Annotated in this window: 21 protein-coding genes; 1 reads left to right on the top strand and 20 read right to left on the bottom strand. The window is 43.6% G+C overall.

Translation table 11 applies throughout. The annotated features are described in order from the left end of the window. Positions 1–42 precede the first annotated feature (42 nt). The 19 genes from rpoE to HMPREF2832_RS02335 form a co-directional block, all read right to left on the bottom strand. On the bottom strand, positions 43–627 hold the full coding sequence (gene rpoE / locus HMPREF2832_RS02425; RefSeq protein ID WP_003004516.1) for a DNA-directed RNA polymerase subunit delta: 585 nt from the start codon (positions 625–627) through the stop codon (positions 43–45). Between the two features lie 224 nt (positions 628–851). Then, the gene (tig, locus tag HMPREF2832_RS02420) at positions 852–2,135 is read right to left on the bottom strand and encodes a trigger factor (RefSeq protein ID WP_045763953.1); all 1,284 of its coding nucleotides are present in this window, start codon (positions 2,133–2,135) and stop codon (positions 852–854) included. 128 nt (positions 2,136–2,263) lie between these two features. Next, on the bottom strand, positions 2,264–2,827 hold the full coding sequence (locus HMPREF2832_RS02415; protein ID WP_070505432.1) for a TIGR01440 family protein: 564 nt from the start codon (positions 2,825–2,827) through the stop codon (positions 2,264–2,266). 3 nt (positions 2,828–2,830) lie between these two features. After that, the gene (locus HMPREF2832_RS02410; protein WP_003017988.1) at positions 2,831–3,301 is read right to left on the bottom strand and encodes an ECF transporter S component; all 471 of its coding nucleotides are present in this window, start codon (positions 3,299–3,301) and stop codon (positions 2,831–2,833) included. Next, positions 3,291–4,052 carry a bifunctional hydroxymethylpyrimidine kinase/phosphomethylpyrimidine kinase gene (locus tag HMPREF2832_RS02405; RefSeq protein WP_070505430.1) on the bottom strand — a complete coding sequence of 254 codons (762 nt, stop codon included), beginning with the start codon at positions 4,050–4,052 and terminating at the stop codon, positions 3,291–3,293. The genes HMPREF2832_RS02410 and HMPREF2832_RS02405 overlap by 11 nt, the downstream gene beginning before the upstream one ends. Then, positions 4,045–4,791: a tRNA pseudouridine(38-40) synthase TruA gene (gene truA, locus HMPREF2832_RS02400; RefSeq protein ID WP_049491364.1), complete on the bottom strand. Its 747-nt coding sequence runs from the start codon at positions 4,789–4,791 to the stop codon at positions 4,045–4,047. Before truA ends, HMPREF2832_RS02405 begins: the two co-directional genes overlap by 8 nt. 288 nt (positions 4,792–5,079) lie before the next feature. Continuing rightward, positions 5,080–8,616 (bottom strand): family 20 glycosylhydrolase, encoded by a 3,537-nt coding sequence (locus tag HMPREF2832_RS02395; RefSeq protein WP_070505429.1) that lies wholly within the window; start codon positions 8,614–8,616, stop codon positions 5,080–5,082. A gap of 161 nt (positions 8,617–8,777) precedes the next feature. Beyond that, positions 8,778–9,911, bottom strand: a complete 1,134-nt coding sequence (dnaJ, locus tag HMPREF2832_RS02390) for a molecular chaperone DnaJ (protein WP_070505427.1) — start codon at positions 9,909–9,911, stop codon at positions 8,778–8,780. Between the two features lie 153 nt (positions 9,912–10,064). Then, complete coding sequence (locus HMPREF2832_RS02385) at positions 10,065–10,697, bottom strand: DJ-1/PfpI family protein (protein ID WP_049497640.1); 633 nt, start codon at positions 10,695–10,697, stop codon at positions 10,065–10,067. Positions 10,698–10,911: 214 nt separating this feature from the next. After that, positions 10,912–12,735: a molecular chaperone DnaK gene (dnaK, locus tag HMPREF2832_RS02380; RefSeq protein WP_049497638.1), complete on the bottom strand. Its 1,824-nt coding sequence runs from the start codon at positions 12,733–12,735 to the stop codon at positions 10,912–10,914. A gap of 237 nt (positions 12,736–12,972) precedes the next feature. Continuing rightward, positions 12,973–13,497, bottom strand: a complete 525-nt coding sequence (grpE, locus tag HMPREF2832_RS02375; protein WP_306790306.1) for a nucleotide exchange factor GrpE — start codon at positions 13,495–13,497, stop codon at positions 12,973–12,975. 24 nt (positions 13,498–13,521) lie between these two features. Then, complete coding sequence (gene hrcA / locus HMPREF2832_RS02370; protein ID WP_070505425.1) at positions 13,522–14,556, bottom strand: heat-inducible transcriptional repressor HrcA; 1,035 nt, start codon at positions 14,554–14,556, stop codon at positions 13,522–13,524. Positions 14,557–14,723: 167 nt separating this feature from the next. Beyond that, positions 14,724–15,497: a M15 family metallopeptidase gene (locus tag HMPREF2832_RS02365; RefSeq protein WP_049497634.1), complete on the bottom strand. Its 774-nt coding sequence runs from the start codon at positions 15,495–15,497 to the stop codon at positions 14,724–14,726. Then, on the bottom strand, positions 15,487–16,188 hold the full coding sequence (locus HMPREF2832_RS02360; protein WP_045759108.1) for a histidine phosphatase family protein: 702 nt from the start codon (positions 16,186–16,188) through the stop codon (positions 15,487–15,489). The genes HMPREF2832_RS02365 and HMPREF2832_RS02360 overlap by 11 nt, the downstream gene beginning before the upstream one ends. Before the next feature lie 123 nt (positions 16,189–16,311). Then, positions 16,312–17,001, bottom strand: coding sequence for a histidine phosphatase family protein (locus HMPREF2832_RS02355; protein ID WP_049497630.1), 690 nt, complete (start codon positions 16,999–17,001; stop codon positions 16,312–16,314). Positions 17,002–17,082: 81 nt separating this feature from the next. Then, complete coding sequence (locus tag HMPREF2832_RS02350) at positions 17,083–18,420, bottom strand: PFL family protein (RefSeq protein WP_049497629.1); 1,338 nt, start codon at positions 18,418–18,420, stop codon at positions 17,083–17,085. 18 nt (positions 18,421–18,438) lie between these two features. Further along, complete coding sequence (locus tag HMPREF2832_RS02345; protein WP_003004214.1) at positions 18,439–18,705, bottom strand: ACT domain-containing protein; 267 nt, start codon at positions 18,703–18,705, stop codon at positions 18,439–18,441. Positions 18,706–18,834: 129 nt separating this feature from the next. Beyond that, positions 18,835–19,956 (bottom strand): VanZ family protein, encoded by a 1,122-nt coding sequence (locus HMPREF2832_RS02340; RefSeq protein WP_049497627.1) that lies wholly within the window; start codon positions 19,954–19,956, stop codon positions 18,835–18,837. Between the two features lie 143 nt (positions 19,957–20,099). Further along, the gene (locus HMPREF2832_RS02335) at positions 20,100–20,690 is read right to left on the bottom strand and encodes a rhomboid family intramembrane serine protease (protein WP_070505459.1); all 591 of its coding nucleotides are present in this window, start codon (positions 20,688–20,690) and stop codon (positions 20,100–20,102) included. A gap of 318 nt (positions 20,691–21,008) precedes the next feature. Here HMPREF2832_RS02335 and HMPREF2832_RS02330 point away from each other — a divergent pair, with 318 nt between their 5' ends. Beyond that, positions 21,009–21,212, top strand: coding sequence for a CsbD family protein (locus tag HMPREF2832_RS02330; protein ID WP_003016236.1), 204 nt, complete (start codon positions 21,009–21,011; stop codon positions 21,210–21,212). Positions 21,213–21,986: 774 nt separating this feature from the next. Here HMPREF2832_RS02330 and HMPREF2832_RS02325 read toward each other — a convergent pair. Next, positions 21,987–22,168 (bottom strand): LPXTG cell wall anchor domain-containing protein (locus HMPREF2832_RS02325; RefSeq protein ID WP_148131342.1); only part of this gene is annotated, 182 nt, incomplete at its 5' end.

Raw genomic sequence — 22,168 nt, 5'->3', positions numbered from 1 at the left:
AATTGAGAGGCTAGGACTTTTGTCCCAGCCTCTTCTTATGATTTATTCTTCTTCCTCGTCTTCAGCATCCTCTTCTTCGTCGTCTTCTTCGCTTAATTCAACTTCCTCACCCAAATCATCTGGTACGATTTCATTGATTTCAGCATCGTAAGCTTCGACTTCACTCTTTTCATCATCTGGATTTTCTTCATCATATGAAAGAGCTGGATCTGCTTCGTAAACTTCTTCGTCTTCTGGATCATCATCGTTGTAGTCGATCGCATCTTCGTCTCCATCCATGAAGGCATTGACACGTTTTTTCTTCCGTTTCTTAGGAGTTTCGTCTTCGTCTGTTTCTTCAAGAGCGATGATTTCCTCATCAACTTCATCGATGGCATACCATGAACGAAGGCCCCATTTGTTATCTCCAAGTGGGATAAAGCTTCCATCTACATTCAATTCTGTGTAGAACAATGGAAGAGCTTCACGGATCTCGCTGTTTGATTTTTCAAGGTAATTTTGAATTTCATTTACAAGATCGCTAAAGTACATTTCATGGTCACGTCCGCGTAATTCTAAAATCGCACGCGCCACTTCAATCATAGAAAGTTCACTTTTTTCTTGTCCAGCAAATACTTCTAATTCCAAGGGTAAATCTCCTTATGTTTCATTTCCTAAATGGAGAAGGATCCGGTCTTAAACCTCATCCTATCCTCAATGACAGATTGAAAACTTCTCGTCACTAAATCTATCACGCATTTTATCGTTACACTCTATTGTACGATAAATTTCCCCTTTCGTCAAAGGAAAATTCCAGGATTCTCCATGAAATCAGAAAAAAGAAGAGCCTCAAGGCTCTTCTTTTTTCTCAATTATTTTACTTTTGCTGTGCTTGTGATTACGTTCACTGCTTTCTTCACTGTGATATCATGTTTCAACATTTCTGGTGAAAGAAGGTTGCGAACTTGTTCAACTGGCATGTTGTAATCTGCTGCCAATTGTTCGATTTCAGCGTTGATTTCTTCTTCAGTTGCTTCGAAGCCTTCTGCTTTTGCTACTGCTTCAACCACAAGGTTTGTCTTCGTACGGCTTTCAGCTTCTGCTTCGTATTGTTTGTGAAGATCTTCTTGAGTTGTTCCAGTGATTTGGAAGTACATTTCAGGTGAGATACCTTGACGTTGCATGTTTCCAAGGAATTCGTTGATTGAACGGTGTACTTCTTCGTGGATCATTTCTTCTGGAAGTTCAACGATTTCAGCGTTTTCAACGGCAAGATCGATTGCTGCTGCTTCTACTGCATCGTTGTATGCTTCTTCTTTAGCTTCTGCCAATTCTTTGCGGTATTTTTCTTTCAATTCAGCAAGAGTTTCAACTTCTTCGTCGATGTCTTTTGCCAATTCATCGTCAAGAGCTGGTACTTCTTTTGCTTTTACTTCGTGGATCGTTGTCACGAATTTCGCTTCTTTACCTGCAAGATCAGCTGCTTGGTAGTCTTCTGGGAATGTTACGATCACGTCAACTGTTTCACCAGCAGAGTGTCCAACCAATTGGTCTTCGAAACCTGGGATGAATTGACCTGAACCAAGTCCAAGTGAGAAGTTGTCACCTTTACCACCGTCGAATTCAACACCGTCGATAGAACCTACGAAGTCGATCACAACTGTGTCACCTTCTGCAGCAGCACCTTCTTTAACAACCAATTCAGCCAAGTTGTTGCGTTCGCGTTCGATACGAGCATCCACATCAGCGTCTGTTACTTCTTTAGAAACTTCTACTGACACTTCAAGGTCTTTGTAAGCACCCAATTTTACTTCAGGTTTTGTGACAACAGCTGCTGTCAATGTCCAGTCTTGACCTTTTTCCATAGATACAACATCGAAAGTTGGTTGTGCTACAACTTCGATTCCAGCTTCTTTAACAGCTGCTTCGTATGCTGCTGGAAGAAGATCGTTCAAAGCATCTTGGTAAAGAGCTTCTTCACCAAAACGTTGGTTGAAGATTGGACGTGGAATATGACCTTTACGGAATCCAGGTACGTTCAAGGTTTTCTTAACAGACTCAAACACACGGTCCAAAGCAGGTTTGATTTGCTCTTGGCTGATTGTGAAAGTCAATACACCGTGGTTAGTTTCTTTGTTTTCAAATGATACAGACATTCTGTCTCTCCTTAAAATAATATAGTCATTCCTTATAATTTTACCACAAAACTTTGAAATTGCAAGTTTTAAAACGTTTTTGCCTCTCTTTTCATCCAAAAAAACTAGCCCTTAAAAGCTAGTTCTGATTATGATTTTCGGATGGGATCATCGAGGTAGAGAGCACGGGCGCCACCGATCAATTTTGGCCGACTGGCAAGGGCTGTGACATGGGCTCCACCTAGCTCACGCAAGATAGGGCGAATCGGAACTTGCACGTGTTTGACATGCATCCCTACTGAGGTATCTCCGATGTCTAACCCGGCTTGGGCTGTGATAAATTCCACCTCAACAGGATCCTTAAAATACTTGAAAGCTGCGAGTTGTCCAGCCCCTCCTGCATGGAGACTCGGAAGGACATTGACGATTTCTAGCTCCTTCTTGTCCGCCAATTCTCTCTCGACCACCAAGGCGCGATTGAGATGCTCACATCCTTGTACCGCCAGATAAATCCCTCTTGGATTCAACTCATCTAGCAAGGTCTGGACAATAGCTTCGGCAATGTCGATGTTGGAGGCCTTTCCAATTTGCCCTCCTGCAACCTCACTGGAAGACATCCCGAGGACTAGAATCTGTCCTTGGTGGAGACGGCTTTTTTCCAAGACATCTACCAAGATTTCTTTTGTATCCTTCTTCAGTTGCTCCAGATCCATGAATTAGCTTCCTTTCTTTTGAAATGCATAATAGACCACATAGCCTAAAGCCATTCCAACAAAATTCTGAGCGAGGTTATTCGGAATGTCCGAGATAGCAGCACCCCAGCCATTGCCTAAAAAGAGGGCAGAAGCTAGTGCGTAACCGCCTACCATCACAACTGTTGCAAGGAGCAAGCCTAGGTAACGAGCTTTGCCCTTGAAGCCAGCAAAGTAACCTTGTCCCCCGTGAAAGAGGAGACTAAAGAACATCCACTGAGGATAGCCTGAAATCAGATCCAATAAGAAGGCTCCGACACCACCTACAATAGCACCTTCCTTGCGTCCAAAATAGAAGGCTGTGAAATAGGCACCAAGATCTAGTAGGGTGACGATCCCTGTCGGAGTTGGAAGTTTGGTATAGTAGCCAAGTACAACTGTCAAGGCTGTCAAGATAGAGAGGCGGGCAATGAGTTGAGTTCGATTAGATGTCATACTGTACTACTCCATACTGGTCTGAATGTTGAATCGCTTGGAAAACAAAGTCTTTAGAGGCTTTAACAGCTTCAAGTGGTGATTTCCCTTTTACCAACTGGCTGGAAATGCTAGACGCAAAGGTACAACCTGCTCCTGTATTGTTCTTTTCTAAGACCGGCTCTTCAATGACGGTGAAGTCTGTACCATCATAAAAGACATCGATGGCCTTTTCTTTATTGAGACGATTGCCCCCTTTGACCACGACATTCGCTGCTCCTAATTCGTGGAGCTTGCGTGCTGCCTCCTTCATATCGTCGAGCGATTGAATCTTGCTTTGGGTCAAGATCTCAGCTTCTGGTAAGTTTGGCGTAATGATAGTCACATAAGGGAAGAACTTGATCAATTCGTCTCGAAGAGCTGAAACTTCCACATCATGGCTTTCCTTGCAGACCAAGACAGGATCTAGTACCACTGGGATCTCCGCATGGGCTTTGACATAGTCCAAGGCCAAGTCTGCCACTTCAACATCTGGCAAAAGACCGAGTTTAATAGCAGAAAAAGGAACATCCTTGAGAGAGTTGAGCTGTTGAGCAAAGGTCGTCGGATCCACCGGAATCACTTCAAAACCGTTCTCCGTCATAGCGGTCAAACAAGTCACCGCTACAAAACCATGCTGTTTGTTGGTTGTATAGGTTGCAAGGTCTGCATGAAGACCTCCTCCACTAAAAATATCATTTCCTGAAATAGCTAGAATCAATTCATTACTCATAACGGATCTCCTTTAAATATAAGCCATTTGGCGCTGCTGTAGGACCTGCAAGATTGCGGTCCTTCTTTTCCAAAATCAGATCGATCTGCTCGATCGGCATCCGATCATTTCCAATCTTCAACAAAGTTCCCACCATATTACGGATTTGCTTGTAGAGAAAGCCATTGCCCGAAAAGGTAAAGACAAGGCGATGATGTTCTGCATCCTCAACCAAGCGAGCCTCTGTAATCGTACGAACCTTATCTTCCACACTGGTTCCCGAAGCGGTGAAACCGGTGAAATCATGGGTTCCCTCCAACTTTTGGATGGCTACTTGCATCTTTTCCACATCCAAAGGATAAGGATAGTGGGTGGCATAGTGGCGCATCATGGGGTTCTTGGGACGACCATAATCCACGATAAATTCATAGGTTTTGCTGTGCTTCTTATAGCGTGAGTGAAAGTCATCTGCTACTTGCTCTACTCGGATGAAATCAATATCCTCTGGGGTTTGGGTATCGAGGGCAAAGCGGAGCTTTTCCTCGTCCCGCGCTTGGGGGAGATCAAAATGAATCACCTGCCCAAGAGCATGGACACCTGAATCCGTTCGCCCCGCTCCATGAACGGTAACAGGGGTTCCTTGATTGAGACGCGTCAAGGTCTTTTCGATTTCTTCCTGCACACTACGGGCATGCGGTTGGCGTTGAAACCCTGCAAACAAGGTCCCGTCATATGAAATGGTTGCTTTGTATCGTGTCATGGTTCTATTTTAGCAAGATATAGAAGGGGTTACAAGAGTGAAAAAACCAAACTGTCCGGGTACAGTTTTGCAAGCACAAAAAGAGGCTGGACAAAAGTCCTGGCCTCTCAATTGTTTTTGGATTGTCGAGCAAGACGCAGTGGTTGAGCGGGATATACTACGCTGATTTCATCAGCTTTTACAGCCCTACTCAACTGTGCGGAGGTGGGACAACGAAATCGAATTCTAACGAATTACCGATTTCTGTCCCACTCTCCTAACTTCGACCTGTTACAAATCTACTAGGTCTCAGTCTCTTTTTTTATTTTTCAAGTCCATTCCTGCCGCTCCTAAGATCGCTCCTAGTAAAGCGAGCCCAAGAGCAGATTCCACTCCTGTTTCTGGGAGTTGCTTGTTAGAGTTTCCTGTTTCTGAACGAACCTCTTTTTCCACAGCTACTGGAATTGGCGTTGGGGTATTTGCTGGTGCTACTGGTTGATCCTTCGAGATCACTTGAGGTGTTGAAGGATCTGGAACCATTTTGTTCACAAGCACGTCTGACTTCACTGGTGCTTCTACTGAAGGGCTTGTTGGGATCACAATTTCTTTGGTACCGACTTCAACAATTTCTGCAACTGGCTCTGTTGCTACTTCTGTAGCGATCACTTTTCGACTTTGATCAAGTGCCGAAACCTCTACATACTCAAGACCTTGCCCTTTAACCCCAGCCTGGATCACTCTGCGTTCTCCTTTAGCGAGATCTGGATTGGTCCGTTCCACAAGGTCAAAATCAAGTTCTTTCTCCACGATGTCAAGACTTGGTTTGTCTTCCACTAGGGCTTTGACGTCATTTTCAGCCAAGCTACCTACTTGCGTGATTGGCTTGAGCCCCGTAAGGGCTTGAGTCAGAGCAGCCACTTCTTGATCCACCTGATCTTGATGAGCACGGCTCACATTCCAATTCAAGCTATCTAAGACTTTCGCAAGTGCTGCGCGAGATTCTGGTGTGTAAATGGCTAGATCTGTTGGCACCGTAGCAACTGCTTTTCTAAGAGCAGTGAAGTCTGCCTTGAAATAGTCCTTGTTGTGGTTGGCAAAAGCTTCCATAACCTGGAAGACTTCTTCTTCCTTGTATTCATTGGCCGGCTCATCAGCCCAAATTCCCAACATACTTCCGGATGTCGGTAATTTGACATCAGGGTACTTGGTTGAAGCTAACTGTTCAAATGGAACAGTTTCTGTATTTTGGATAGCTTTTTCGAGCGGATAACTTTGATCACCTTTGTGGCCCAAAACATAGTACCAGTCTCCGTTGGTGTTAAGGAATTTATACCCCTTATCTGCCAAATACTGTGGAGATGCGAGGTTATAGCCCCACCATCCCTTAGACCAATATGAAATCAAGACGTCCTTGTCAAAGGCGACATCATCTTCATCTCCATAATAGAAGCCATCGTTAAAGGCCATTGGCTGCAAGCCTTTTTCACGCGCCATGGCTGCAAGACTATTGGAATACTCCGCAAATTTACCATAGAGGTCATACCACTTGAGGTAATACCAACCTTGCGCACTGGTAGCGTCATTGGCATATTCATCTGTTCCGTAGTTAAAGATCTTAGACTTGTCTTTGAAGTAGTCCATGTACTTGCCAATCAAGGCTTTGGTAAAGTTGACTGCTGCTTCATTGGTCAAATCCATGGTTGTTTTTGAAACCGTATCAAAGCTGGCTTGTGGATTTTCAATGCCCAATTTTTCCATGACCACCAACAAAGCATCCATGTGTCCAGGACTATTGACTGCCGCAATCAAGCCGATTCCTTTCGCAGTCGCATAAGCATGGAGTTCATCCATTTCCGCTTGGGTCAAGGCTTGACCATTTGGATCATCGTAATAGGCCTTGGTGCCTTCTAAAATGGCCTTTTTCACATCATCACTGGCATAGGTTTTGCCATTGGCTTCCACCGTCATATCATCGAGGACGAAGCGCATACCATCGTTTCCGACAAGGAGGTGCAAGTCAGAATAACCCAACTCACTGGCCTTATCTACGATCCGTTTCAATTGATCCAGTGAGAAGTATTTGCGGCCTGCATCGATCGAGATGACCTTCTTCATGGCAAGTTTTTCTTCCGCTTCTTTTGCTGCAACTTCTTTCGCGTAGCTTTCCGTATACACCAAAGCATCTTGAGCTGCTTTGAGATTGTCGATCAAAGTTTTGGCCTCTGCTCGAGTCGTGTCTGTTCCTGCCCCTTCTAATGCTTTTTTAGCTGCCGTAAAGGCTACTAGAGATTCCGGTGTATAGTGATCCAAATCAGTTGGAGCTTCTGAAAGAGCTTTTCCGACGACTTCAGGATCTGCAACAAAGTAGTCCGCATTCTTGTCCGCGAAGGCATGCATGAGCTTAAAGAGAAGGTCTTTTTTGTAGGTTGCGGATGGCGTATCTGCCCAAGCAGCTACCATGCCACCGATGAAAGGTACCTTAGCCCCATCATTTTTTTGAACCACATCAATCGCTGACTTGGAAATTCCTTCGAGACCTTGATCGAGGTTGTACCAACCAGATCCAGCCTTGTCCCGTCCAAGCACATAATACCAAGCATCATTGGTATTAAGAATCTGATGACCTAGTTCAGACAAGAGTTTTGAAGAAGCGACATCATAGCCGTTCCAGCCACCTGTCCAGTAGGAGACAATGATATCCTTGTCAAAAGTGCCATAGGAAGTATCACCATTGTAGTAGATTCCGTCATTAAAGGCCATTGGTTTCATCTTGTGTTTTTTCACAATAGCTGCTAGATCATTGGCGTATTGAATGAATTTTTCATAGCCTTTTTCTGGATAGCCTTCACCTGGCCAATGCTTGCTGGCTTGGAGAACCTGCCAACCATGGGCATCTGTAGCATCGTTGGCATATTCATCCAAACCGATATTGAAAATATCTGCCTTGCCGCTGAAATAAGCCGCATACTTGTCTACCAAAGCCTTGGTAAAGTCTAAGGCTTTTTGGTTGTCCAAATCAACTGTCCGGGCTGATTTTTTAGTGCCAAAGTAATTAAAGTGAGGGTTTTCGATCCCCAATTGTTCCATGGCTGTCAGAATCGCATCCATGTGACCTGGACTATTAATGGTTGGGATGACACCTACTTTCTTCGATTTGGCGTAGGCTAAAATATCATCCATTTGAGCCTGGGTCAAGGCTGTCCCGTTCGGATCATCGTAATAAGCCTTCGTCCCTTTTTCAACCGCATCTGTCACGGCTTGGCTAGAATAAGAAGTATCTCCCACTTTCAAAGACATGTCATCCAGCACAAAGCGCAAACCATCATTTCCAACTAGAAGATGCAAGTCTGTATAACCCGTCTTACTTGCTTCATCAATGATTTCCTTGATTTGGTCTGGTGAGAAGTACTTGCGACCGGCATCAATCGATACAATCTTTTTCTTGGCTAATTTTTCTTCCTGATCAGGATCTTTAGTAGGTGTTTCCGTCGCTGCTGTCGCTGGTTGAGCTGCCACATCCGACTCTGCGACAGAACTTGCTTCTTCGCGAATCAAACGGTCAAGATCTGATACCCGCAATTCACGATCAGGCAGTGTCGGTTGACTTTGATCGACGATTGGGGCAGGAGCCGTTGGTTTTTCTACTGTTGGCTGAGAAGCTTCCTCATTAAGAGAAATCGTTGACTCACCCTCGCTTGGCTGCGTTGGAACTGTCGTTGAAGGACTGTCTGTAACGCTCGACGTATCGGCCGCTACAACATGAGCACCAGCAAAAAATCCTATGAGCACCGAAGCAGCTCCTACTGCATACTTGCGAATCGCATAACGTGGTTGATGTGATTTCATCAGGACCTCCTAAATCGTCTTTGTAATCGTTTTCTTAAATTTACCACGATATCTTAATAAATTCAATGAGGCTTCTCATTATTCTTTAATTAGGAGAGGAAGTTCTTGGATTCGATCCAAAATAAAACGAGCCCCTTACTCAAAAGGAAACTCGTTCATTCTTATAAATCATCTAAAGCATCTTTGACCTTGTCAAAGAACCCTTTTTTCTTTGGGTTGACCTTCAAATCACTTGCTTCCGCAAAGGCTTGAAGGGCTTCTTTTTGCTTGTCATTTAAACCAGTTGGGGTGACGACATTGACAGATACATATTGATCTCCCATCGCACCACCACGTAAGCTTGGAGCCCCTTTCCCACGGAGGCGGAATTTCTTACCGGTTTGGGTTCCTTCAGGAATGACCAAATCGACATCTCCGTGAACAGTTGGCACATGGACCGTATCTCCAAGAGCTGCTTGGACAAAGTTCAAGTCTAACTTGTAGTATATGGTTGAGCCATCTCGTTCGAAGCGATCGCTCGGCTCAACATTGACAACGACATACAAGTCACCATAAGGTCCACCGTTAAAGCCAGCTTCTCCTTGACCAGCTAAGCGGATTTGTTGACCCGTTTCAACTCCGGCAGGAATCTTGACATTCACGCTATGAGCTTGTTTTTCATGACCTGTTCCACGACAAGTCGTACATGGATCTTTGATTTCTTGACCACGACCATGACAGACATCACAGGTCACTTGACGGCGCATCATACCAAGAGGGGTCTGCGTATCCACATTGATGACTCCAGAACCATGACAGCGTCCACAGGTCACCGGACTAGTCCCTGGCTTAGCCCCAGAACCATGGCAGGTATGACAGCTAGCTTCCCGATGGTACTTGACTTCTTTTTCTGCACCAAAAATCGCTTCTTCAAACTTGAGATTGACGCGGTATTGGAGGTCATCCCCTTGACGAGGTGCATTTGGATTACGACTTGCACCACCACCAAAGAAGCTAGAGAAGATGTCTTCAAAGCCACCAAAACCAGCACCATCAAAGCCACCAAAACCACCTGCTCCGCCACCGAAGCCACCATTGGCACCCGCAGCACCATATTGGTCATAAGCAGCCCGTTTTTGTTCGTCACTCAAAATCTCATAAGCTTCTTGAACTTCCTTGTACTTTTCCTCAGCACCAGGCTCCTTGTTGATATCTGGGTGATATTTTTTAGATAATTTCCGATAGGCTTTCTTGATCTCATCCTGAGATGCATTCTTTGAAACGCCCAAACGGTCATAAAATTCAGTATTGTTCATACAAGATACTAAGAGCGAACAGAAAGCGACTGAAATTTAGGAAACCGACAAGAAATCCTGATTTCTTAGGCGGTTTATCTAATTTCCAAGCTTTCCGCTCGGGTTCAATTCCCCGAACACTCTTTGTTCCTTTCTATAATTTTCATGTAATCTTTAGAGGCTGTTTTCTATACTTCGCTTCACTTGATCAAACTCTTGGTCTGATAGAGTAAATATCAAATCCTCTTCTGAGTAGTCGTTTCGTTCTTTAAAATAGTTGTCCGTATTAGCTGCCAAGCCTAAACTTAGAATCACTCTTCTTGCATACTCTTGATGGGCAAAACCGATAGCCGTAATGATCTGTTTATCTTGCACAACCAGTTTGGGCTGGAAATTCTCACGTGGAAGAAATTCAAAATAATCAAAGAAGTTTTGCCAAATTCCACCTGTAAATTTCGTGGCCTTCAACAGACCTGCTTTCGCTAATAAAAGAGGCGCTGAAGAAATGGCTGCAATTAGGATATCTTGCTCACCAAGGTCCCTCAAGAACGAAATCAATTTCTCATCCTGTAGGGCAGGTCCTATGTTGACCATTCCTGGCAAAATCACGCAAGAATACTCTTCAATACGGATTTGATCTAGTGTTTTCGTTGGTTGACAGGGTAAGCCATCCTCAGAGACCACCATCGAATGATCTGAAGCAGCATAATCAATCGTAACATTAAAAGACAGAGCTAAAGTACTCGTTAAAGCAGTTATCTCATAAAGAGAAAAATTAGGATAAATGATACAAAGTACTTTTTTCATAAGCAACATCCTCTATTTTACCGAAAAACAGAGGCTGGGTTGCAACCTCTGGATTTCTTTTTATACTTACTAGTTTAAGTTTTAAAAATCAAACTAGTAATGCTGAATTGAGCACGCCCTAACCTCTTGGTGAAAAAGATAAATCTTTCTAGAAACTAAAGTTTCTGCGTCAGATTTCCTATTTTCACTGTGAGGTTTTAACGGACTTTGCATCTTATTTTTCTGTAAACTCTCCGTCTACGACGTCGTCGCCTGCGTTGCCTGTTGCTTGTGCGCCTTCTGCTCCTGCTTGTGCTTGTTGCGCTGCTGCAGCTTGTTCGTAAAGCTTAACAGCCAATGCTTGTGCTTTTTCGTTCAAGGCTTCAAGTTTCGCTTTCATTTCTTCAAGGTTACCTGATTCTTGAGCTTTCTTAAGATCATCAAGTCCTGCTTGAGCTGCGTCACGTTCTGCATCAAAGCCTTTGCCTTCAGTTTCTTTGATGGTTTTTTCAGTCGCAAAGATAGCTTGGTCTACTTCGTTACGAAGGTCAACTTCTTCTTTACGTTTCTTATCTGCTTCAGCGTTTGCTTCTGCATCTTTCATCATGCGGTCGATTTCTTCGTCTGTCAAACCTGAGTTTGATTGGATAACAATTGTTTGTTCTTTTTGAGTTCCAAGATCTTTCGCTTTAACAGATACGATACCGTTCTTGTCGATGTCAAATGTTACTTCAATTTGTGGGATACCACGAGGTGCAGCTGGGATATCAGTCAATTGGAAGCGTCCAAGAGTCTTGTTATCTGCTGCCATTGGGCGTTCCCCTTGAAGAACGTGGATATCAACGGCTGGTTGGTTATCTGCTGCAGTTGAGAAGACTTGTGATTTAGATGTTGGAATGGTTGTGTTGCGGTCGATCAATTTTGTGAAGACTCCACCCATTGTTTCGATACCAAGTGACAATGGCGTTACGTCAAGAAGGACAACGTCTTTCACGTCACCAGTGATCACACCACCTTGGATCGCAGCACCCATAGCCACAACTTCGTCAGGGTTCACTGATTTGTTTGGTTCTTTACCAGTTTCAGCTTTAACAGCTTCTACAACGGCAGGAATACGAGTCGAACCACCGACAAGGATGACTTCGTCGATATCTGACAAGCTCAAACCTGCATCTGAAAGGGCTTGACGAACTGGAGTTTTTGTACGTTCTACAAGATCACGAGTCAAATCGTCGAATTTCGCACGAGTCAAAGTCATTTCCAAGTGAAGAGGTCCAGCAGCTCCTGCAGTGATGAACGGCAAGCTGATTTGAGTTGAAGTCACACCAGAAAGGTCTTTCTTCGCTTTTTCAGCTGCGTCTTTCAAACGTTGAAGCGCCATCTTGTCTGTTGACAAGTCGATACCATTTTCTTTCTTGAATTCTTCAACCATGTAGTCGATGATTTTTTGGTCAAAGTCGTCACCACCGAGTTTATTATCCCCTGCAGTCGCCAATACATCAAAGACACCATCACCCAATTCAAGGATAGATACGTCGAATGTACCACCACCAAGGTCGAATACCAAGATTTTTTCTTCTTTATCAGTCTTATCCAAACCGTAAGCAAGAGCTGCTGCTGTTGGTTCGTTGACGATACGTTCTACTTCAAGACCAGCGATTTTACCAGCGTCTTTAGTTGCTTGACGTTGTGCATCGTTGAAGTAAGCCGGAACTGTGATAACAGCTTTGGTTACTTTTTCACCAAGGTAGTCTTCCGCGTAACCTTTCAAGTATTGAAGAATCATCGCTGAGATTTCTTGTGGAGTGTATTCTTTCCCGTTAGCAGAAACTTTTTCAGAAGTTCCCATCTTAGACTTGATAGAGATCACTGTATCTGGGTTTGTTACTGCTTGACGTTTTGCAGCGTCACCAACGATGATTTCACCGTTTTTAAAAGACACTACAGATGGAGTTGTACGGTTTCCTTCTGGGTTTGCGATAATTTTTGATTCAGTTCCTTCAAGAACTGCTACTGCTGAGTTTGTTGTACCTAAGTCAATACCGATAATTTTGCTCATTATTTTTTCCTCTTTTTTAATTTAATTTTCCTTTTGATACTCTTCTTAAGTGGCGGCGCCGTCAGAGTTTGACTTCGTCAATCTCTTTGACTAAACTTTGAGCCTAGAGTCTCAAAGTTTGCGCATATAGCGCCACGGCGAAGAGCATCGCCTTTGGTTCGCTTCGCTCACTATTGGCAAAGCCGAACCAATGTTAATCTTTCTTTCATAGTTTAGTGTCGTTTCGGACAAGACAGCCTAGTTATAAACCACTACCATGGCTGGGCGAAGGATGCGGTCATGGAGTTTGTAGCCTTTTTGGAAGACTTGTGCGATGGTGTCTGCTGGATGTTCATCATCTGCAGGTAAGGTTTGGATGGCCATGTGGTAGTTATGGTCAAAGGCTCCGTCCGCTGGAATTTCTTCGATTCCTTCTTCTTTCAGGGCATGTACCAAACTTTCTTGGACCATTTCCAAGCCCTTCTTCACATCATCTGTCAACCCTTCTACGGCAAGGGCACGTTCGAGGTTGTCCAGTGATGGTAAGATCGCTTTTGCCAAATCTTGGCTACGGTATTTTTGTAATTGTTGACGTTCTTCATTGGCACGGCGCTGAATGTTTTGCATTTCTGCATGAGCACGAAGGTATTTATTTTCAAATTCTTCGGCACGCGCTTGTGCTTCTTCTAACTCAGAAGGTTGGTTGCTTTCCTCTACAACTTCTTCAGCTGTTTGGGCAACTTCCTCTTCTTTCACGTCTTCTTTTTTGATATCTTCTGTCAAGGCATACACCCCTTTCATTTGATCTTAATTTACTTCATAATGGTTGCTGTTGAGGTAACGGTAGTAATCCGTCAACTTCATAACCAGTACCCGTCCGATGACATTGACCAGGCTAATCACACGCCTGTAGTCCATCTCTACGGGACCGATCACATGCATGAGGGCCATCCCACGATAAGGAACCAGGAACTTGTGACTAATCACCGTCACATTTTTCAAGGCCTTCTCTTGGGAGTCTGCAACTAGGATCTGGGTCATTTGGTCTTCTGGCATCCCCCCTCGCAACTCCAAGGCTACATGTTGGGGATTATCTAAGAACTGATAGGTCTGAAGATCGGCGTAGGTTAATGATGAAACCTTTCCTTCTACAAAGACCAGTTCTTGAAACAGTTGCGAGAAGACGTAATCAAAGAGATCCAGCACATTGTCTGTCGTCTTGAAATAGCGCTGTACAATCTGTGGAATCTCCGTCCGCAAGCGGTAGTGGATATCCAAGACCGTATTTCCAATGAAGCGTTCTTGAACCAGCTGGTGGAAAATTTCCAAGTCACTGGTTAAGAAATTCTTTGGTATGGCAAACTGGACGGTGACAGGCTTTGATTCATCCAAGGTCAGAACCGCCAAGGCATCGTGGTTGGATAATGGAACAATCTCAAAACCAGTCAAGCGCTGACGTGTCGGTTCAACATCCTGAATCACTGCAGTGTAACCCGTCATCTGGGCTAGTAACTTGGCCGTAGCATCCAAGATATCGTCTAACTTAAATGCTTCGAAATCAAAGGCCTTCACCACCTGGTAGACATCTTGCTCATCAATCAACTCTAGATCCAGCGAGTTCTGAACAAAATATTGAAAACCAGCTCGGCTAGGCATGCGGCCACTCGAAGTGTGGGCCTTTTCTAGTAAGCCTTGCTTTTCGAGGGCAGCCATGTCGTTTCGGATGGTCGCACTACTGGATTGAATGACATCTTGTAGCGCTTTTGAACCGACTGGTTCGTGGGTCTTGGTAAAGATATCGACAACAAGATTAAGAATCTCATTTTGACGTTCTGTAACCATGACCTCACCTCTCTTTCATTTTTAGCACTCTAAACACTCAAGTGCTAAACCATGATTCTATTATACACCCATCCAAAAGAAAGTCAAGAGAAAAAACCAAAAAATTAGCACTCTTTTTCAAAGAGTGCTAAAAATCATTCTTAAGACCTAGAGAAGTGAATCTCCTCCTATTTACCAGCTTTTTTCAATAGCTGAATATATTCTTCCAATACTAGCTGATGGTTGGCCATATACTGAGCATTTTCTACGCCAACATAACGGAAATGCCAATTCTCAAAATTCACACCCGTGATGTTGCTCTTCCCATCTGGGTAGCGAAGGACAAAGCCATATTGCGGTGCGATGGCAGCCAACTGCATGCCCAACTCATCACTTTGACCCGCTTCGACACTCATATCAATCGCAAGCCCCGTCTGGTGTTCACTCGCACCAGGGACCTGTACCTGGGTCTGCACCTGCTTTTCAGCTTCTTCGTGCGAAAGACCACTAGCCTCTAGTTGCACAACACGCTCATTATAGAGCTCTGTTTGCTCGGCCACACTTCGATAGCCTGATATCAAGGTTTCTTCTGGGGCAATTTTTCGAGCCGCTTCTAAAAATTGACGAGTTGGTTCTACAATCCGACTATCCACTTTGATAGCATCCACATCTGTCAATTGTGGGTTCAGCTCAGGCTTCACATTGTCACGATTAACCAAGATCAACTGCCAGTCTTTTGTCGAAACGGCTGGTAAATCTGATTTTTCTTTCTTTTTCTTAGAAGAAGAGGGAGTCGTTACAGCTGTTTTTTTAGCCTTCCAAAACTGAAGCCCTGAAAACAAGCTTGGCTTCGCTAAGTAAGCACCAATTCCCGATCCAAGGACCACAAGAAGAAAGAAACTCAATAGGTAAGGCCACCATTTCTTACGTTTTTTTCTTGCGCGTCTATACTTATTCGTCATGGCCACCCTCTAGAAGTTTTGCTCCAACCTTACGATAGGACAGATCCCCAATCTTTTCAATACTGAAAGCACCATCTTCATAAGCCAAAACCGTCACGCTTCCGTTGTCCAAGACCAATTCTTCGACCGCTTTTGGATCGATGAGATAAATCAAGGTCGTAATGGTCATGCCGTGGCTGACCACAATAGCATTGCCGCCGCCAGCTGCTTCTACCTCTTTTGCGATGGCTTCAAAACCTTCTTTGATCCGACTACTCAAGGCTCCCCAGGATTCAGCCCATCCCGTGGTATCCACTTCGACGATTCCTTCTGCTAACTCCATTAGGCTCAACTGATGGAAATCATCGACCTTAAAGACACGAGGTAAGACCCCCATAAAGAGATCACCATCATAAGCACCGTCAAAACTACCAAAACACCACTCGCGGATCCGTTTGTCATAACGATAAGGGATTTTTCCTGTCAGACCAAGTTCTTGAAGAATAATTCCCATGGTTTGAATGGTGCGTCCAGAATCACTCGAAACAGCCTCTTCAAAAGAAAGCCCAGCTTCCTTGAGACCAAGTCCTAATTCTCGAATTCCACGCTCTCCTGCTTCTGTCAGCGGAGTGTCTGACCAGCCCTGTGCCCGCCCAATGGTATTAAACATGGTTTTTCCATGACGAGCAATATATAATCTGGTTTTTGTCATTGTATTACCTCCGTATGTATCTCTTTCATTATATCATTTTTTGCAAAAAGAAAGTAGGAAAGCTCTTACAAGTTTTGAGAAAAAGAAAAGGCCATGACCAAAGGGTCAGCCTTTCATTATGGACTAGGATTCTTGCAAGCTTTCACCGACCTCACGGTAACTGCTATCTCCAATCCCCTTAACCGTCAATTTTCCATCTTCATATTCTACAAGAGTAACACTACCATTTGAAAGAGGCAGATTGAGATTTGGTTTTCCTTCGACCAAGCAGACTAAGGTCTGAATGGTCCAACTATGGCTGACCACCAAGGCATTGCCTCCACCATTTTCTTCTACTTCTTTGGCGATGGCTTCAAAACCTTCTAGGATTCGGCTTTTCAAGACTTCCCAAGGTTCAGCCCAATTTGCTGTGTCCACTTGGCAAATGCCATTGGCCAAGTCTTCCAAGGTCAAGGTCTTATAATCCTCCACATCCAGCACGCGCGGCACGACACCATGAAAGAGCTCCCCTCCATAGGCACCATCAAAACTTCCAAAACACCATTCGCGGATCCGTTTGTCAAAGCGATAAGGAATCTGGTCTTTCAAGCCCAATTCATCGAGAATGATCCCCATAGTCTGAATGGCACGGCCTGAATCACTGGAATAAGCTCGAGTAAACTCCAAACCGGACTCACGCAAGCCGATTCCTAGAGCTTGAATCCCTCGTTCTCCTTCTGCTGTCAAGGGTGTATCGGACCAGCCTTGAGCACGGCCAATGGTATTAAACATGGTTCTCCCATGACGAATCACAAATAATCTTGTTTTAGCCATCTTGTCTCCTTTTGCAAGAAAAAAGTCTGGAGCTTCATCATCACAGACTTTTCTATTTTCTACTATTATACTAGATTTCTCTTAGTTTTTAAAGCTATGAACCGGAGCTGGAATTTGACCACCACGGGCAATGAAATCAGCTGACGAAGCCTTGTTGACCTTCATTACCGGAGCAGACCCAAGAAGTCCACCAAGCTCTAACATATCGCCTTCCTTGCCATAAGGAATGATCCGAACGGCTGTTGTCTTTTGGTTAATGACCCCGATAGCTGCTTCATCGGCGATCATGGCCGCAATGGTTGTATCTGGAGTATCAGCTGGGATAGCAATCATATCCAGACCAACCGAGCAGATGGCTGTCATGGCTTCCAATTTTTCCAGGTTGATATGACCGGATTGGACCGCCGCAATCATCCCTTCATCTTCTGAGACCGGAATGAAAGCACCTGACAACCCACCGACTTGGTTACAAGCCATGATGCCACCTTTTTTCACTTGGTCATTGAGAAGAGCTAGGGCTGCTGTTGTCCCGTGGGTTCCTACCACTTCAAGCCCCATCGCTTCAAGGACACGGGCTACAGAGTCCCCAATAGCTGGTGTTGGAGCAAGGGACAAGTCAACAATTCCAAACTCAACACCGAGACGTTCACTAGCCATTTGACCAACTAATTGTCCGACACGGGTGATTTTGAAAGCTGTCTTCTTGACCGTTTCAGCCAATACATCAAAGCTAGCGCCTGGAACTTTTTCGATCGCCCGTTGGACGACACCAGGTCCTGAAACCCCAACGTTGATGACGACATCCGCTTCACCGACACCATGGAAGGCTCCCGCCATAAAGGGATTATCTTCTACTGCATTAGCAAAGACCACGAGCTTACCAGGCCCCATTGGATCTGCTTGGGATGCTTCTTTAATGATACGACCCATATCTCGGACAGCTGTCATATTGATCCCTGTCTTGGTCGATCCAATATTGACTGAAGAGCAGACAAAATCCGTCTCTGCAAGGGCGCGAGGAATAGAATTAATGAGGATTTCATCCCCCTTTTGGTAGCCTTTTTGAACCAGAGCTGAGAAGCCACCGATAAAGTTGACCCCAACTTCTTTGGCCGCACGATCTAGTGCCTTGGCAAAGGGTACATAATCTGTCGCATCTGTTGCAGCTCCGATAATAGAAATCGGAGTGACTGAAACCCGTTTATTCACAATTGGAATGCCAAGTTCTGCCGCGATCTCATCCCCCACAGCTACCAAGTCTTTGGCCTTTGTCACAATCTTATGGTAGACTTTTTCTGCTGCCTTTTCGATATCCGGATCAATACAATCTAGAAGCGAAATCCCCATGGTGATAGTCCGAACATCGAAGTTCTGCTCCTCAATCATGGCAATGGTTTCTGTTACCTGTTTAATGTCCATATATTTTCAACCCCTATCTTACAAATTGTGCATGGCATCAAAAATCGCTGCGCTTTGGATATTGATTTTTACATGAAGAGACTGACCGAATTCTTCCAACTCTGAACGGAGCTGGGTGAAATCTTTTTTCTCATCTGACGATACGACCGCCATCATGGTAAAGTATTCATCCAATACAGTTTGAGAGATATCATCGATATTGAGTCCTAATTCTGCCACTTTCGTTGCAACACCCGCTACGATTCCTTTTTGGTCTTTTCCAACGACTGTAATAATTGCTTTCATTTCACTGCTCCATTCTATCTATTTGCTTCCATTGTAGCACAATCCCCTTAAAATCGCCGTTCTCAACTGTGCGGAGGTGGGACAACGAAATCGAATTCTAACGAATTACCGATTTCTGTCCCACTCTCTCTAATTTGACGATTCAGTTTCATCCTTTAGGATCTCTTTCTTCACGCGCACCGTACTCTCATACTCAACCCCAGCTAGACGATCAAACGGAAAGCGACGATTGAGCAAGACGATAGCAAGAGTGAGAATCAGGTACAATAAAAGCATAAAGAAGAGCAATAAAATCATGGACAGGGTTAAGAGGGAATTGTCCGTCAAATCGCTATTCAAGAGCGAAATCAAATAGAACAACCCTTGAGGAATCAGATAGAAATAACCTACTACCAGGATTCCCCTCCAGATGGTGCGAAGCCATTTTTGCTTGTCAAAATGCAAGCGGAATTTCAACAAAGCCATTCCCAAGGTTTTGCCACGCCACAAAGGAATCAAGGCAAAATAGACAACCAAAACCGCTACATAAGGAATCGTCTCTAAACGCTCGATTACCGCGTAAAGCAAGGATAGCATCACAAAGTCGATCAAGAAGGCAAGACCTATCCGGAAACCAGATACTCTGGTTCCTACTCGGAAAGAATGCTCGTCAATTTCGTCTCTTGTCGGCAATAACCAAACCAGGAACCAACCGAGAAAATAGCCTACTCCACCACCAGTGGTATTTTGAATAATATCATCGACATCTGCTAGGCGGTAAGGACCCGGATACAGAAAATAGAGACCTGATAACTGGGTCAGTTCCAAAAAGAGACTAAAGAGGGCTGTTAGGAGAATCGTTTTCTTAAAACCACACTTGAAATAATAGCGTAGATACATCCCAAAAGGAATCAACATCAGGACATTAAAGGCAGGCACATAAAAAGTTGGATGCTTAAGGGCTTGAATCCAAGTACCAGTCTGCGCTAAATCAAAGGGGCTCTCCTTGAAAAAATCCACCACAAAAGCAAAGGGATGGAGATTGACCATTTCCGAGTAGCTAGTATGAATCTTACTTGGATCCGGCAGAGGCAAAATCACCAGCAGATAGACCGTCATCAAGTAAAGCATAAAAGAATAGAAAATCAGCACCCGCAATTTATTGACCGAACCATATTTTCGATAATTCAAAATCATGTAGGGCAAGGTCAGCAAAAATGCAAAAAAAGGAAAGAGCTGAACAGCTGTTTTGATTGTAGAGATATACCCCATTGTGTCTCCTTTTTTCGTTATAAAATCACCCTTTGCACAATGACAAAAGGTGATTTCTTCATTGATATAGAATATTATACGGCGCGGTAGAGGAAGAGTCAAGGAAGTACGATGAAAACCATACTGAGGAGCTGTCTTAATAGTTAGCTCCTTCCCTTCAAGTCTTTACTTCCAATAAAGACCAATAGATAACTCACAATCCCTGAAAGATGCAATAGTGTTGAGATCCATCCGGTGATTGCTGGTAAGAGCATGAGGCCAGATAGAAAAATTAAGAATAGATAAAACAGTTTTACGGTGCGTGAAAATTCTTTCCACACGTTTGGCAGGAGCATGACTCCTCCGGTCACAAAGGCGTATCCTACAGCAGAGATTCCTGTTGCCTGAATGTCCTGCCCCTGGGTTAAGAGGTGAAAAACAATGGAAGAGAGGACTATCGCCGTCACAAAAACGATCAAAACTTGTCTGGAGCCTCTTTTTCTTTCTAGCAGTCCTCCGAAGGGAAGGATCATGAGTCCATTTAACAACAAATGGACCCATAAAAACCAGATAGGTGCTCCTTTACTACCGTGCATCAGGGTCCCACTGACATATTGCCAACCATACACCGGCTTTGAATGAAAAGCCAATAGGTCATACATAGTTTCCCCATAAAAGGAAGTCAATAGGCCGAGCGATAAACAGATTAGAGCTAAAGTACTGATAACAGGGTAGGTTGTAAGGATTCTTTTCATATTTATCTTCTCTTTTTCAAAAAACAGCGTTACGATGTCTCCATTCACGACCATTATACCATTTATTTCATTGGAGACAGAAAAGTTTTTGCTTCTTTCGTTTCAACTCTTTGATCGAAAAACTAAATGTCCTGACTGACTGGTCGCTCATCATTCGCAATCGGATCAGGAGGCAATCCTGTATTTAGAATACCGTAGCAAAAATTTGACTTTCCATTTTAAAAAGAATATACTCATTCTAATCTGAGACGAATATTTTTTTAAATCAACAGTATTGCATTCAGAGAAATAAACGACTAACTTCATGGAGGTGACGCTATGTCATTAGAAGAAAAATTGAACCAAGTAAAAGGCTCTGTTAAAGAAGGCTTCGGTAAATTAACCGGCGATAAAAAAACAGAAGCTGAAGGCACTGCTGAAAAAGTTGCTTCAAAAGCAAAAGAAGTTGCTGAAGATGCAAAAGAAGCTGTTGAAGGAGCTATCAAGGGCGTTAAAAATATCTTTCATAAAGACGACAAATAGTCTTTAACATCCTAGACCCACTCTATTTTCTACAGTCATGTTTGACCGTGGAAGATAGGGTGGGTTTTTGTTTGCTTCAAATTCAGTTATACAAAAAGAACACCCCCGAAGGGTGTTGGGTGTTCTTTGTCATGTTTGTTATTCTATTGAATGGACGTAGGACTCTGACATTTAGAAGTCCATCTTTGCTTATATGGTAACTTACTAGATCAGCTATCAAACAGGTAGGTGGAGTTAGCCCAATTAAAATTTTTCTCATACATTTCCCTTACTGTGTACCTTAAATCCTCACTGCATAAAAACTTACACTTCTCTCTGATACAATCTATTCAGTCTATCGAAATTGACGATTTTGTAAAATATCACCAATCTTTGCAGGCCCAAATTTGGTTAGATCATCTATTGATGTTATACTTTAATATCCTCTCCAAGAAAAAAGCACTGCTTTAATTATTTCCTATTATAGCATAAAAAACGAACCATTTTTGGTGCATTTAGAATGCATACAAACCTTCTCAAAAATAGTAATATCGCAGCTTTAGATATTTGACGACTACACGATGAAACTCTGATAAGTACTGCTATTATGCGATTTTCCATCGTTTTAAAATGTTTAAGCGAAACAAAAAAAGACATCCAAGAGAGTTCTCTTGAATGTCTATAAACATTGATATATATCTATTAATCAAAGATTAGAAAACTGTATAATATAGATTTTCAAATATGAACATCCATTTTTGACTCTTTAATTAATTTATAGGGATCATATCAACTTTAATCTTCAACTTTTTTGCGTTTCACAATCCCCACAAGACCAACCATACCAAATGCAGCACCTAACAATACAGCAGATGCTGACTGTACTTCACCAGTTTCAGGGAGTGCCGGAGCTGGTGGCGTTGGTGATGTTGGTGGTGTTGGTGGTGTTGGCGGTGTTAGCGGTGTTGATGGTGTTG

This window comes from Streptococcus sp. HMSC073D05 (assembly GCF_001812015.1).
GTDB classification, from domain to species: domain Bacteria; phylum Bacillota; class Bacilli; order Lactobacillales; family Streptococcaceae; genus Streptococcus; species Streptococcus parasanguinis_D.
The sequence above is the reverse complement of the archived record's forward strand: the minus strand, read 5'-3'. Positions and strand labels throughout refer to the sequence as shown.